The organism is Stenotrophomonas sp. 8(2023), from assembly GCF_030345295.1.
In the GTDB taxonomy this organism is placed as follows: Bacteria; Pseudomonadota; Gammaproteobacteria; order Xanthomonadales; family Xanthomonadaceae; genus Stenotrophomonas; species Stenotrophomonas muris.
Map to the genome: position 1 here is coordinate 4,256,307 of NZ_CP128404.1, position 13,255 is coordinate 4,269,561.

Sequence of the window (13,255 nt, forward strand, 5' to 3'; positions counted from 1 at the left end):
TTTCTTTCTTTTTACTTTCGATGTTTGACATTTCGAAAGAAAACGCAGATGGTGCGCTGGCCCAACTGGAACCTCCGAATGGACGTCACCCTGCTTTCCGATGTGTCCGCCTGGCAGCGCCTTGGCGGAGCCGATACCGCTACCGAAATCGCCCAGCAGCCTGCGCTGTGGGACGCCCTCGCACAGGACCTGTCGCGTGCCCGCGACCGCCTGCAGGCCTTCCTCGGCGACAGCCTCAACGATCCCAACCAGCGCGTGCTGTTCACCGGCGCCGGCAGCTCCGGCTTCATCGCCGAAATGGTGGCCGACGCGATCAACGCGCAATGGCCTGCCGAGGTGCGCGTGGTGCACACCACCAGCCTGCTGACCCACCCGGCGCTGTACCTGCAGCGCGACCGTCCGACCCTGCTGGTCTCGTTCGGCCGCAGTGGCTCCAGCCCGGAGAGCGTGGCGGCGGTTGACCGCGTGCGCAGCGACGTGGATGACGCGCGCTTCCTCGACATCACCTGCAACGCCGATGGCGAGCTGGCCCGCCGTGGCGCCGGCCGTGCCGACACCTGCACCCTGCTGATGCCGTCGGCCAGCTGCGACCGCGCCTTCGCCATGACCAGCAGCCTGACCTGCATGCTGCTGGCCGCGCTGACCGTGTTCGATCGTTCGCCGTGGGATGCGCGCGTGACGCGCCTGAAGCAGATCGCCGCGCTGGCCCGCGAAGGCCTGGCGCAGTGGGATGCACCGGTGGCGACACTGGCGCAGCGCCCGTTCAACCGCATCATCTACCTCGGCAGCGGCCCGCTGGAAGCACTGGCACGCGAGTGCGCGCTGAAGGTGCTGGAGCTCACCGCTGGCCGCGTGCTGGCGCTGGCCAACACACCCCTGGGCTTCCGTCATGGCCCGAAGTCGACGCTGGATGGCAACACCCTGGTGGTGGTGCTGCGCAGCGTGCAGCCGCTGGCGCGCCGCTACGAACAGGACCTGCTGGAAGAACTGCGCCGCGACGGCGTGGCCGGCCAGGTGCTGGCGATCGGTCCGCATTCGGACATCGGCGCCGACGACGAATACACCCTCACCGTGCCGGCACTGGACGATCCGTGGCTGGCACCGGTGTGGCTGGGCTTTGCGCAGCTGTTCGCACTACAGCGCTCGGCCGCGCTGGGCCTGACCCCGGACAACCCGTTCCCGGACGGCACCGTCAACCGCGTCGTCAAGGGCGTCACCATCCACCATGGCTGAGCTGATCGCCCACGCCTGCTACGGCATCGACATCGGCGGCACCAAGATCGAGCTGGTGGCGTGCGATGTGGCGATGCAGGTTACCTGGCGCCGCCGCGTGGCCACCCCACAGGGTGACTACGACGGTTTCCTGCAGGCAGTCGTGGCGCTGGTCGCCGAGGCCGATGCCGCACTGGGCCGCAGTGATGCGGCGATCGGCATCGCCCTGCCCGGCGTGCGCGACCGCCGCAGCGGCCGCCAGCTCAGCGCGAACGTGCCTGCGTTGACCGGCCACAGCGTGGCCGCGGACCTGCAGGCGCGGCTGCAACGCCCGCTGCATTTCGGCAACGACCTGCAGTGTTTTGCCCTGTCTGAAGCACACGGCGGTGCCGCCGACGGCTACCCCAGCATGTTCGGCGCCATCCTCGGCACCGGTGCTGGCGGTGGTTTCTGCGTGCAGGGCCGCCTGCTGACCGGTTTCAACGGGCTGGCCGGCGAATGGGGCCACTGGAGCGTGCCCGGTCATCTGCTGCAGCGCCACGGCCTGCCGCTGATCGACTGCGCCTGCGGCCTGCAGGGCTGCGTGGAGCGTTATGTGTCCGGCAGTGGCGTGGCGATGATCGAGCGCCACCTTGGTGGCAGCGCCGCCGACGCCAGCGCGGTGATCGCCCTGGCCGAAGCCGGTGATGCCCGCGCGCGCAAGGCGCTGGACATCCATCGCGACCTGCTCGGCCACAGCCTGGCCGCGCTGGTGCTGGCGCTGGACCCGCACGTGATCGTGCTCGGCGGCGGCCTTTCGCAGTACGCGCCGCTGTACCAGCACCTGCCCGCCGCCATCGCCGCCCACCTGTTCAAGGGTGTGCAGGTGCCACCGATCGTGCCGCCACGCTTCGGCGATGCCGGTGGCGCACGTGGTGCCGCCCTGCTCGCCTGCCAACCCTCGTTTTCCTGATGTCCGGAGCCTGACCATGTCCCCGTTGCAGACCCTGCTTGCTTCCCACCGCGCCGGTGCCAATGTCGGCCTGTACAGCGTCTGCTGCAGCAACGAGCAGGTGCTGCGCGCGGCCATGCACGTGGCACAGGCACATGGCACCGTGCTGCTGGTCGAGGCCACCTCCAACCAGGTCGACCAGTTCGGCGGCTACACCGGCATGACCCCGCCGCAGTACCGCGATTACGTCGGCGCCCTGGCCGATGAGGAAGGCTTCCCACGCGAACGGCTGATCCTGGGCGGCGACCATCTCGGCCCGAATGCCTGGCAGAAGCGCCCGGCGGCCGAAGCGATGACCCACGCGCGCGTGCTGATCGAAGCCTACGTCGCCGCCGGTTTCCACAAGATCCACCTCGACTGCAGCATGTCCTGCGCCGATGACCCGGTGCCGCTGCCCGATGCCATCGTCGCTGCACGTTCGGCCGAGCTTGCCGAGATCGCCGAACGCACCGCCGCCGAACACGGCCTGCCGCCGCCGGTCTACGTGATCGGTACCGAGGTGCCGATTCCCGGCGGCGAAGCCTCGCTGGCCGAAGGCCTGCAGGTGACCACGCCGGCTGCCGCCGCGCAGACCCTGGCCATCCACCAGCAGGCGTTCGACACGCCACAGCTGCGCGATGCGTGGCAGCGCGTGATCGCGATGGTGGTGCAGCCCGGCGTGGACTTCGACCACAGCAGCGTGCATGAGTACAACCCGGACGCCGCCCATGCGCTGGCCGACTTCCTCGAGCGGCAGCCGCGCATCGTGTTCGAAGCGCATTCCACCGACTACCAGCGCGAAAGCGGCCTGCATGCGCTGGTACGCGACCACTTCGCCATCCTCAAGGTCGGCCCGGCGGCCACCTTCGCCTACCGCGAGGCGCTGTTCGCGCTGGCCGCGATCGAGGCCGAACTGCTGCCGGCCGCACAGTGCTCGCGCCTGCCGCAGGTGCTGGACGAGGTGATGGTGGCGCAGCCGAAGTACTGGCAGTCCTACTACCAGGGCGATGCCGCCGCGCTGCGCCTGCTGCGCCGTTATTCCTTCAGCGACCGCTGCCGCTACTACTGGGGCGAGCCGGCGCTGGTACAGGCGGTGCAGACCCTGTTCGCCAACCTGGAGCAGCATGCGCCGCCGCTGGTGCTGCTCAGCCAGTACCTGCCGGAGCAGTACCGCGCCGTGCGCGAAGGCAGCCTGGCCAACACCCCCACCGCGCTGGTGCAGCACCGCATCGGCCTGTGCCTGGGTGAGTACGCCCGTGCCTGCAGCGCCAACCAGGCCGGACCCCGCACGCAGAACGCAGGTTCGGCTGCCGGCGTTCCTGCGAACGGCTAATCTCTACCTTTTCCCGCAAAACCGAGAATGGCCATGCGCAACACCCGCTCCCGCCGGCAACAGATCCTGCAGCTGCTGATCGAGCACGGCTCGGTGCAGGTGGCCGATCTGGTCGAGCGCTTCGGCGTGTCGGCGGTGACGATCCGTGCCGACCTGACCCACTTCGAATCGCAGGGCCTGGCCAACCGCACCCACGGCGGCGCGACCCTGGTGCGCACGCCGCCGCAGGAACAGGACATCCATGAGAAGGACGCGCTGAACCTGCCACTGAAGGAATCGATCGGTGCGCGCGCTGCGCGCCTGGTGCAGCCGGGTGACAACATCATCATCGATTCCGGCTCGACCACGATGACGCTGGCCCGCCACCTGCGCGCGCATCGCGACGTGACGGTGATGACCAACGGCCTGAACATCGCCTGGGAACTGGCCAATGCCGCGGGCATCACCGTGCTGCTGACCGGTGGCCTGCTGCGCCAGCAGTCGCTGTCGCTGCAGGGCAGCCAGGCCGAAGCCAGCCTCAACTCGTACAGCTTCGACACCCTGTTCCTGGGCGTGGACGGCCTGGACCTGCAGTTCGGCCTGACTACCCACGACGAGGCCGAAGCCCGCCTCAACCACCGCATGGTCGAGCGTGCGCGCCGCATCGTGGTGCTGACCGATGCCTCCAAGTTCGGCCGCGTCAGCCTGCACCGCATCGCCCTGCTGGACCAGATCCACGCCATCATCACCGACGCCGGCATCGACGATGCAACCCGCGAAGGGCTGCAGCGGCTGGGCATCGAAGTGATCATCGCCGAGCCCACCGCATGACCGACACCCGCACCCTGCATGGCCGCATCCTCACCCCGCTGGGCTGGCGGCGCGGGCACGTCCACTTCGATTCACGCGTGCGCCGGCTGCAGGTGGACGACCACAGCGGCGCCGACGACCTGCAGCTGCCGGTGATCCTGCCCGGCTTCGTCGACCTGCATGTGCATGGCGCGGCCGGCGTGGACCTGATGCAGGGCGGCGACGTGGCACGCACCATCGCCCGCACCCATCTGCGCTTCGGCACCACCACGCTGCTGGCGACCACCATGACTGCCGGGCTGGACGAGATCGAGCACGCGCTGCACGGCGTCGCTGCGGCGATGGCGGCGCCCGATACCGACGCCGCCAGCATCGTCGGCGTGCATCTGGAAGGACCGTTCATCAGCCCGCAGCGGCTGGGCGCACAGCCCAATCGTACGATCGAGGCGACGGTGGCACTGGTGCAGCAGCTGCACGCGCTGGCGCCGATCCGGGTGATGACGCTGGCGCCGGAGATCGGCGAGCACACCGCGTTGATACCCGCGCTTTCGGCGATGGGCATCCGCGTGCAGCTGGGCCACAGCGCCGGCACCTACGAGGAGGGCGTGGCGGCGCTGCAGGCCGGTGCCTCCGGCTTCACCCATCTGTTCAACGGCATGACTGGCGTTGACCACTATCGCCCGGGCATTGCGGCGGCGGCGCTGGCGCATGCGCAGTACGCCGAGATCATCCCCGACCTGCAGCACATCCACCCCGGCGTTATCCGGCTGGCCGCGCGCGCGATCCCGCGCCTGTACGCGGTGACCGACGCGACTGCCGCCACCGGCATGCCCGACGGCGAGTACGCGCTGGGCGAGCAGCGCGTGCACAAGTGCGGCGGCTGCGTGCGCCTGGCGACGGGTTCGCTGGCCGGCAGCGCACTGACCATGGACCAGGCGCTGCGCAACCTGGTGCGCGTCGGCCTGGACCTGGCCGACGCCTCGCAGCGGGTTTCCACCTTCCCGGCCGACTATCTGGGCCTGGGCGATCGCGGCCGCATCGCGCCCGACGCCCGCGCCGACCTGGTGGTGCTGGACGCCGAACTGCGCCTGCAGCAGGTGGTCATTGGTGGGCGCGTGGTCGATCTGACCTGACGCAAGCGATGCGGCCCGGATGCCGCGCGGGCTCCCTGTAGAGCCGAGCCATGCTCGGCTCACCGCGCGAAGCGCGGCATGGGGAACCTCGATATCGGAACGGAAAGCAGCCGAGCATGGCTCGGCTCTACAGAATGCACTCTGCGACGAACCGCCGCCGGGCCTGGCCCGGCGCTACCACAGGAACTGCCGATGACTGCAAGCACCGCCCCGCGCTGGCCCGTACGCTACCTGCTCTTCATCGGCGGCCTCGGCGGCCTGCTGTACGGCATCGACATCGGCATCATCGCCGGTGCCCTGCCCTACCTGGAGGCAACGGCCAGCCACGCCTGGCAGCTCAGCAGCCAGCAACTCGGCTTCGTGGTGGCGGCGGTACTGCTGGGCAGCGTGCTGTCCTCGCTGTTCGCCGGCATGGTCGCCGACCTGATCGGTCGCCGCGGTGCGATGCTGCTGGCCGGCCTGCTGTTCACCGCGTCGATTCCGATCATGGCGCTGGCCTCGGGCTACACGCCGCTGCTGCTCGGGCGGCTGCTGCAGGGCATCAGTGGCGGCCTGATCGGCGTGGTGATCCCGCTGTACCTGGCCGAAGTGCTCAGCCCCGAGCGGCGTGGACGCGGTGCGGCGATGTTCCAGCTGCTGCTGACCATCGGCCTGGTGTTGGCGGCACTGATCGGGCTGTACCACGCACATGCGGTGGATGCCGCCGCCGAAGCCGTGCGCTCGCTGCCGCTGGCGCAGCAGGCGCAGGAACTGTTCACGGTGAAGGACCAGGCCTGGCGCACCATCTTCTGGAGCTGCCTGGCGCCAGGCCTGCTGTTCTGTGCCGGCATCTTCTGGCTGTCCGAATCGCCGCGCTGGCTGGTGCGCCGCGGCCGCGTCGATGATGCCCGCCGCAGCCTGCAGCGGGTGCTGCCTGCTGCCGACGTGGAACCCACCCTTGCACAGATCCAGGCGCCGGAATCGAGCAGCAGCGACGGCAAGCGCGACCCACTGCTCAGCCGACGCTACGTGGTGCCGTTCGTGCTGGCCTGCGTGGTGCTGGCCTGCACCCAGGCCACCGGCATCAATTCGGTGCTGGCGTACGCGGTGAACATCCTCAACCAGGCCGGCCTGTCCGGCTCGGTGGCCAACGGCGCCGACGTGGCGATCAAGCTGCTCAACGCGGTGATGACCGTGGTCGCGCTGCTGCTGGTCGACCGCAAGGGCCGCAAGTTCCTGCTGATGCTCGGCAGCGGCGGCATCTGCGTGGCCCTGCTGGCCGCCGCCACGCTGTTCTTCCAGGCCGAGCGTGGCCGCGCCGACGTGCAGCCGCAACTGCACGCGGCGGTCAGCGCCGATGGCTTGCAGCTGGTGCTGGACGACGCACAGTGGCAGCGCCTGGGCGCCGGCATCGACAGCGAAGGCCGGCCGATGCAGCTGACCGTGTCGTACGCCTACGGTGACTTCACCAATGTGCGCGCCCTGCGCAGCGACAGCCTGACCGACCGCGAGCTGCGCATCGAGCGTGCCGGGACCGTGCAGCCGGACAGTGTGATCGGCGCGTTCTTCCGCAAGCTGCATCTGAACCCGTTCGCCGACCCGGCCAAGGCCGCACAGGCACCGCTGCGCATCGAGCAGGCCCGCATCGGCCCGGTGCCGCCGCCGGCGCATGGCTGGGCGGTAGCCGCCTGCATCCTGGTATTCGTCGCGTTCTTCGCGGTCGGCCCCGGCGTCTGCGTGTGGCTGGCACTGTCGGAACTGATGCCCAATCGCATCCGCTCCAACGGCATGAGCATCGCCCTGCTGATCAACCAGTTCGTGTCCACGACCATCGCCGCCATCTTCCTGCCCACGGTGGGCCACTACGGCTACGCCAGCATGTTCCTGTTCTGGGCGGCGTGCACGTTCGTGTTCTTCCTGGTAGCCGCGTTCTGGCTGCCGGAGACCAAGGGCAAGTCACTGGAGGAGATCGAGGCACGGTTCGCACGGTAGCGGTCGACCTTGGTCGACCTTGGTCGACCTCCGCGCGTAGCGCGGTGGTGTTGGCGCGCCCGTCACTGACCGGTGATGTGCCTGGCCAGCGCCTGCGCCTCGGCAATGCTCGGCAGCCCGCTCAGCATCATCGATTCCCCGAAGGGGCCTTTCACCGTCGCCACCATCAGCACGCGGCCGTCCACGCTGATCGCCGCGCGCTGGCCCACCAGGGCCGAGGTGCCATCGTGGATGCGCTGATGCGCTTCTGGCCGATAGCGGATCTGCAGGCCTGGCTGCTTGGCATCGTCCAGCACGTAGCGCACATCGGCGATGTCCGCACTGCCGGCAATCGGCGGCTCGCGCAGGGCCAGGGTTTCACCTTGCCAGTGCGCCGGAGTGCCGTTGCCAGCCGCATCGACCGCGCTCAGGCGCACGTCCACGCCGGCGCGCGGCGCATGATCCTTGCCTGCCAGCGCACCGGGCGTGGCACCCGGCATGCATCCGGCCAGCACCAGCGCCGCGCCCAGCAGGAGCGGAAGCGCGCCCCTCATTTCAGCTTCCGCAGCTTGAACGCCACCAGCACCTGCAGCAGCCCGTACAGCAGGCTGCCAATGCCGATCCACAGCGTGGTCACCGCCACGCCTGCGTATGGATTGGCCGCGAACAGCAGCCCCAGCACCACCGCCAGCACGCCACTGAGGATCAGCAGCCACTCGCCCTGGATCTGCTTGCGCACGCGGATCGCGAAGACGATGCGATAGATGCCGGCTACCAGCAGCCACGCCGCCAGGAACAGCACCAGCACGCTGGCGGTGGCCAGCGGGTTGATCACCGCCAGGATGCCGAAGCCCAGCGAAGCGATGGCATACAGCGCCAGCCAGCCGCGCGAGGCGCCGCTGCCACCACTGATCAGTGCGAACAGGCTGATGACCCCTTCGATGATGGCCATCACGCCCAGCGTCCAGGCCAATGCCATGGCTGCGGACAGCGGCCAACCGATGGCGATGATGCCGAAGCCGAGCGCGACCAGGCCATACAGCAGCAGGATCCACCAGCTGCGGCCAACCGCTGACAACAAGGGAGACAAGGGGGAATTCATGGTCACTCCTTCGATCCGGAACCGGGTTCATCCTAGCCCGTGGCGATGAAGGGAGCGATCACGGCACCCGCGCGCACACCCATACCCGCACCTCTCTGGCGCCCACGCAGCGCAGGGTTTCGGCGATTTCCATCACCGTGCTGCCGGTGGTCATCACGTCGTCGACCACGGTCAGATGCGTGGGCACCGGCCCGTGGACATCGAACGCATCGAACAGGTTTTCCCTGCGCTGTTCGGCCGTGCGTTCGGACTGCGGTGCGGTGTGCCGCCGCCGGTACAGCCCCTGCCAGACCGGCAACGGCAGCAGCCGGCAGAGCTCGGCAGCCTGGTTGTAGCCGCGCTGGCGCAGGCGCCGGCGGTGCAGCGGCACCGGCACCAGCGGCGGGCAGGACCAGGGCGGTGGTGCGCGCTGCATCAACTGCGCCAGCAGGCGACCGGCCGCCAGGTCCTGATGGAACTTGTAGCGCAGCAGCAGCTGGTCCACCGGCGGCAGGTACAGCAGGCTGGCGTGCGTGGCCGTCTGCGGTGGTGCTTCCTCGCGGCAGCTGCCGCAGACGATCAGGCCCTCATCCGGCAACGGCAGTGCACACCGCAGGCAGGCGCGACCGGCCCAGGGCAGTCCGGCGAGGCAGGCGCGGCACAGATCGAGATCATCATGGCCCGGATCGCCGCAGACCAGGCAGCGCAGTGGCAGCAGGACACCCAGCAGTGCGCGGGAGACACGGGTTGCCGAATGCAGGAGATCAATACGCATTGCCCATGCTTCATCGCGCTGCCCATGTGCGGCCATCGGCGAAGCACCGATCGCAGTGTCGGGACTGCCCGCAACTGCAGAGGGTGCTGCCGATCAGGAAAGGCGTCCGCCCTGCCCAGGCCCGGTTGATGCAACGGCCGACGCCGTCAACACCTCCGCCAACCCACGATAGATCGGCACCCGGCATACCAGACCGGACACGCCCCGCGCGATCAGCACCGTGGCCAGGATCGGCAGGAGCAGATCGCCGCTGTCGGTCAGCTCCAGCGAGATCACCGCCGAGGTCAGCGGTGCCTGGGTGACGCCGGTCAGGTACGCGCACATGCCCAGCAGCACGAACGCGCGCGGATCCACGCCCGGCATCAGCACCGCCAGGTTGTGGCCCAGCCCCGCGCCGACCGCCAACGCGGGCGAGAACAGGCCGCCGGGTATGCCGGCCACGTACGATGCCAGGTTGGCCAGCAGCTTCATCAACCCGAACTCGTGGCCGACCAACGCCTGCCCCTGCACCAGGCTGCGCGCCTGCTCGTAGCCGGTGCCGAACGCGCCGTCGCCGAACGTCAAAGCCAGTGCCACCACCGCCAGGCCGCAGCCTGCGGCCAGCAGCACCGGATGCCGCTGGCGCAGCTGGCCCAGCCAACGCGGGCGGCCCGCCGCACTGGCCAGCACCGCGCGCGCGAACAGGCCGCCCAGCAGCCCGGCCACCACGCCGCACAGCAGGATCGCCAGCCAGCCCTGCCCCAGCGGCAGCCGCGCGCTCACATGGCCGAAGTAGGTGTAGTTGCCAAGCAGGCCCAGCGACACCACGCCACCGACGATCACCGCCGTCAGCAGGGTGCCGGAGAAGCGATGCTCGAAACGGCCGCTGAGCTCCTCGATGGCGAATACGATGCCGGCCAGCGGCGTGTTGAACGCCGCGGCAATGCCCGCTGCACCGCCGGCCAGCAGGAAGTGCGAGAGCTCGCGAGGATCCTTGAAGCCGAACCAGCGGCCGAACAGGTACATCAGGCTGGCACCCACATGCACCGTGGGACCTTCGCGTCCGACGGACGCGCCGCCGAGCAGCGACAACGAGGTCAGCAGCAGCTTGCCGGCTGAGACCGCAGGCGAAAGATTGGTCTTCCGGAATGGCTCATCGGGCTTGTCCAACGCAGCGATGACCTGCGGAATGCCGCTGCCCCGCGTGGGCTTCAGCACGCCACTGGTCAACCAGGCCAACAGCGCGAAGATGCCCGGCGTGAGCAGCAGGCCCCACCACGGCGAGTGCGCGGTGATGCGCTGGAACAGATGGAAGGCCGCGTCGCTGGCCTTGGCGAACAGGATGGCCACCAGCGCTACGGCCACAGCGCCGCCCCAGAGCGCGGCGCGGCGGCGCCAGGCCTCGCTGAGAACCAGCGCGGTGATGCGGCCGCGGAGGCGATGGAGATCGGTCATGGGGCACAGTCTGCGCGCCAGCGCTTGCGTTGGGCAGCGGTTATTGTGGCTGCAGGCCTTGCAGGATGCGGTGAAACGCGCGAGTGCGGGTGCTCGCCGATAGCACCTGCCCTGTGCAGCTACCTATGCCTGCAGGCGCTCCCGCCACCGGCGCTTCTCCACCGCACGCACGTTGGGCTGCTGCCGCAGCCACTCCAGATACAGCTGCAGATGGGCCAGCTCGTCATCAGCCGGATCACCGGTGAACTCACGCACCGCGACCAGATTTCCGTAGTTTCTGGCGTACTTGCCGGGCGTGTCATCGATACCGATCATCTGCTCCAAACGGAAGCCGTGGCGCTTCAGCTTGCCCAGCCGCTTCTGCGAGGTGTAACCGCCGGTTTCCCAATCACGGGCCGTGCTGCACCGCGGCGCGGACCACAGGAACGCCAGCGGACGCCCCGGCATCAGCCGGTCCACCAGCGGTTCGGCGTACAGTTGCCCGGACGACGTCCACACACCCACCGTGAAATGGGCAAAGGCATAGTCGAGGAATGCCTGCAGATGGGGCCGCAGGTAGACGTGGTAGCCGACGAGGCGGAAATCCGCGGCTCGCTCCAGTTCACGCTCGCTGGCATGCACCAGCGTCTCATCCAGATCGAGTATCAGCAGCTTTCCGCCCTGCGGCATCGTGTCCGGTTCCATGCGCATCCTTCTTTCATTGCCTCAGCTGCCGCCATCTTCTGGATGGACTTCAGCATGTGTCCTTCCAGCAGGTAGATGTAAGCACAGTTCCAGCCAGGTCCTGGTGGGCGCAAGCCTACTGCCGGACGCGCACTTCGCAACAGCCCATCCGCGTGAGGTCGCCCTGTGCCTGCAACATGCCCCGTTCCACCAGCATGCGTACACGCCCTGCATAGAACACATCGGGAATTCCCGATCGGCACTTCGGCTGCAGCGACATGACCATGCCCACAATGTAGGCGATCTTTCGGAACTGCCCGTCGCAGAGGGAGAACAGCTGCTCATCGATCGAGGCGATGTCCTCGCTGGTCAGCGCGGCGATGTTCTGCCGCGCCAGGTCAGTGAGATGGGCATCGTTGTCGGAGCGCTCGTCCGTATCGCGCAGGCAGCCATTGATGGCCAACAGGCGAACCAGCACATAGTGGCCGAAAGCCTCGAGTTCCTCCTTGGGCAACGTCGCCGGATCGAACTGCCCTGCCGGGTAGTCCTTGAAGGTCACGAAGACGTGGTTCTTCCACTGCCCTGGCGTGTCGGACTGGCGCAGATCATCCAGCACCACGCGCAGGCCGCCGTCGGGCAGTTCGGCAAGACTGCACAGCACCGCGTCGCGGCGGATCGGGTAGGGCTGGTAGCTGTTCATGGCACGTGCTCGCGCGTCCGTATGCAGCAATGAACTTACACCGTAGCGCCCATTCATGGCGGTCAGTCGATGTAAACCACATGGGAATCAATCAAGTTGACAGGGCTCACCAACCCACCCACACTGCCGCCCTCGCTCCACTCGTACCCAAGGTCCCGCCATGGCTGCTGCCATCCGCCACGACTGGCAACACGACGAACTGCAGGCGCTGTTCGATCTGCCGTTCCCCGAGCTGCTGTTCCGCGCTGCCGCAGTCCATCGCGAGCACTTCGACCCAGCGCAGGTGCAGGTGTCCACGCTGTTGTCGGTGAAGACCGGCGGCTGCCCGGAAGACTGCGCGTACTGCCCGCAGGCACAGCGCTACAGCACCGGGGTGAACGCGCAGAAGCTGATGGACACCGACGCGGTGCTGGCCAAGGCACGCCAGGCCAAGGCTGCCGGCGCATCGCGCTTCTGCATGGGTGCCGCGTGGCGATCGCCGAAGGACCGCGACATCCCGAAGGTGGCGGCGATGATCGCCGGGGTGAAGGCGCTGGGCCTGGAAACCTGCGCCACGCTGGGCATGCTCAGTGGCGAGCAGGCGCGTGCGCTGAAGGACGCCGGCTTGGACTACTACAACCACAATCTCGACACCGCGCCGGACTACTACGATTCGATCATCCACACGCGCCAGTACCAGGACCGCCTGGACACGCTGGCGCACGTGCGCGATGCCGGTCTGAAAACCTGCTGCGGCGGCATTGTCGGCATGGGCGAGACGCGCGCGCAGCGCGTGGGCCTGCTGCTGGCGCTGGCCACGCTGCCGGCGCATCCCGATTCGGTGCCGATCAACAAGCTGGTGCAGGTGGCGGGCACGCCGCTGCATGGCAGTGCCGAACTGGATCCGTTCGAGTTCGTGCGCATGATCGCGGTGGCACGCATCGCCATGCCGCGTTCGATGGTGCGGCTGTCGGCCGGTCGCGAGGCGATGAGCGACGAACTGCAGGCGCTGTGCTTCGTGGCCGGTGCCAACTCGATCTTCTACGGCGACAAGCTGCTGACCACCGGCAACCCGGAGAGCGAGCGCGACCTGGCCCTGTTCGCGCGGCTGGGGTTGCAGCCGATGGCGGTGCAGGTGGATGCCGAGGGCCACGACCACGGCGGCACCGTGCACGCTGATATCAGCGCCGATGCGCCCGCCTGTGGCTGCGCTCACGCGGCCTGAGACGGGCCGCA

Annotated in this window: 13 protein-coding genes; 7 read left to right on the forward strand and 6 right to left on the reverse strand. The window is 68.5% G+C overall.

Annotated elements, in window-relative coordinates; all coding sequences use genetic code 11:
• Positions 1-78: 78 nt before the first annotated feature.
• From QP609_RS19690 to QP609_RS19715, 6 genes are all read left to right on the forward strand, one after another.
• Positions 79-1,233, forward strand: a complete 1,155-nt coding sequence (locus QP609_RS19690; protein WP_046433031.1) for an SIS domain-containing protein — start codon at positions 79-81, stop codon at positions 1,231-1,233.
• Complete coding sequence (locus tag QP609_RS19695) at positions 1,226-2,164, forward strand: ROK family protein (protein WP_046433033.1); 939 nt, start codon at positions 1,226-1,228, stop codon at positions 2,162-2,164. Before QP609_RS19690 ends, QP609_RS19695 begins: the two co-directional genes overlap by 8 nt.
• Before the next feature lie 16 nt (positions 2,165-2,180).
• On the forward strand, positions 2,181-3,515 hold the full coding sequence (locus QP609_RS19700) for a D-tagatose-bisphosphate aldolase, class II, non-catalytic subunit (RefSeq protein WP_046433037.1): 1,335 nt from the start codon (positions 2,181-2,183) through the stop codon (positions 3,513-3,515).
• 33 nt (positions 3,516-3,548) lie between these two features.
• The gene (locus QP609_RS19705) at positions 3,549-4,325 is read left to right on the forward strand and encodes a DeoR family transcriptional regulator (protein WP_014038836.1); all 777 of its coding nucleotides are present in this window, start codon (positions 3,549-3,551) and stop codon (positions 4,323-4,325) included.
• Complete coding sequence (nagA, locus tag QP609_RS19710; RefSeq protein ID WP_046433040.1) at positions 4,322-5,437, forward strand: N-acetylglucosamine-6-phosphate deacetylase; 1,116 nt, start codon at positions 4,322-4,324, stop codon at positions 5,435-5,437. The genes QP609_RS19705 and nagA overlap by 4 nt, the downstream gene beginning before the upstream one ends.
• A 192-nt stretch (positions 5,438-5,629) precedes the next feature.
• Complete coding sequence (locus QP609_RS19715; protein WP_197621068.1) at positions 5,630-7,408, forward strand: MFS transporter; 1,779 nt, start codon at positions 5,630-5,632, stop codon at positions 7,406-7,408.
• Between the two features lie 62 nt (positions 7,409-7,470).
• On the opposite strand, the gene QP609_RS19720 is transcribed toward QP609_RS19715, so the two are convergent.
• From QP609_RS19720 to QP609_RS19745, 6 genes are all read right to left on the reverse strand, one after another.
• Positions 7,471-7,941 (reverse strand): hypothetical protein, encoded by a 471-nt coding sequence (locus QP609_RS19720; protein ID WP_046433045.1) that lies wholly within the window; start codon positions 7,939-7,941, stop codon positions 7,471-7,473.
• Positions 7,938-8,489 (reverse strand): HdeD family acid-resistance protein, encoded by a 552-nt coding sequence (locus QP609_RS19725; protein WP_014648758.1) that lies wholly within the window; start codon positions 8,487-8,489, stop codon positions 7,938-7,940. The genes QP609_RS19720 and QP609_RS19725 overlap by 4 nt, the downstream gene beginning before the upstream one ends.
• 58 nt (positions 8,490-8,547) lie before the next feature.
• A complete protein-coding gene (locus tag QP609_RS19730; protein ID WP_014648759.1) occupies positions 8,548-9,243 on the reverse strand; it encodes a ComF family protein in 696 nt (231 codons plus the stop codon).
• Positions 9,244-9,336: 93 nt separating this feature from the next.
• Positions 9,337-10,677 carry a chloride channel protein gene (locus QP609_RS19735; protein WP_164110982.1) on the reverse strand — a complete coding sequence of 447 codons (1,341 nt, stop codon included), beginning with the start codon at positions 10,675-10,677 and terminating at the stop codon, positions 9,337-9,339.
• 123 nt (positions 10,678-10,800) lie between these two features.
• The gene (locus QP609_RS19740) at positions 10,801-11,367 is read right to left on the reverse strand and encodes an HAD family hydrolase (protein WP_289213832.1); all 567 of its coding nucleotides are present in this window, start codon (positions 11,365-11,367) and stop codon (positions 10,801-10,803) included.
• 109 nt (positions 11,368-11,476) lie between these two features.
• Positions 11,477-12,040, reverse strand: a complete 564-nt coding sequence (locus QP609_RS19745) for a DUF3658 domain-containing protein (RefSeq protein WP_197621067.1) — start codon at positions 12,038-12,040, stop codon at positions 11,477-11,479.
• Positions 12,041-12,200: 160 nt separating this feature from the next.
• Between QP609_RS19745 and bioB the strand changes: the two genes are divergently transcribed.
• Complete coding sequence (gene bioB / locus QP609_RS19750) at positions 12,201-13,244, forward strand: biotin synthase BioB (RefSeq protein ID WP_014648762.1); 1,044 nt, start codon at positions 12,201-12,203, stop codon at positions 13,242-13,244.
• Positions 13,245-13,255: the final 11 nt, after the last annotated feature.

Excerpts from the sequence above, each read along its gene's own strand:
- QP609_RS19735 (WP_164110982.1), bottom strand. The coding sequence starts at position 10,677 with ATGACCGATCTCCATCGCCTCCGCGGCCGCATCACCGCGCTGGTTCTC.
- QP609_RS19730 (WP_014648759.1), bottom strand. The coding sequence starts at position 9,243 with ATGCGTATTGATCTCCTGCATTCGGCAACCCGTGTCTCCCGCGCACTG.
- QP609_RS19745 (WP_197621067.1), bottom strand. The coding sequence starts at position 12,040 with ATGAACAGCTACCAGCCCTACCCGATCCGCCGCGACGCGGTGCTGTGC.
- QP609_RS19695 (WP_046433033.1), top strand. The coding sequence starts at position 1,226 with ATGGCTGAGCTGATCGCCCACGCCTGCTACGGCATCGACATCGGCGGC.
- QP609_RS19740 (WP_289213832.1), bottom strand. The coding sequence starts at position 11,367 with ATGCGCATGGAACCGGACACGATGCCGCAGGGCGGAAAGCTGCTGATA.
- QP609_RS19690 (WP_046433031.1), top strand. The coding sequence starts at position 79 with ATGGACGTCACCCTGCTTTCCGATGTGTCCGCCTGGCAGCGCCTTGGC.
- QP609_RS19700 (WP_046433037.1), top strand. The coding sequence starts at position 2,181 with ATGTCCCCGTTGCAGACCCTGCTTGCTTCCCACCGCGCCGGTGCCAAT.
- nagA (WP_046433040.1), top strand. The coding sequence starts at position 4,322 with ATGACCGACACCCGCACCCTGCATGGCCGCATCCTCACCCCGCTGGGC.
- QP609_RS19705 (WP_014038836.1), top strand. The coding sequence starts at position 3,549 with ATGCGCAACACCCGCTCCCGCCGGCAACAGATCCTGCAGCTGCTGATC.
- QP609_RS19720 (WP_046433045.1), bottom strand. The coding sequence starts at position 7,941 with ATGAGGGGCGCGCTTCCGCTCCTGCTGGGCGCGGCGCTGGTGCTGGCC.
- QP609_RS19715 (WP_197621068.1), top strand. The coding sequence starts at position 5,630 with ATGACTGCAAGCACCGCCCCGCGCTGGCCCGTACGCTACCTGCTCTTC.
- QP609_RS19725 (WP_014648758.1), bottom strand. The coding sequence starts at position 8,489 with ATGAATTCCCCCTTGTCTCCCTTGTTGTCAGCGGTTGGCCGCAGCTGG.
- bioB (WP_014648762.1), top strand. The coding sequence starts at position 12,201 with ATGGCTGCTGCCATCCGCCACGACTGGCAACACGACGAACTGCAGGCG.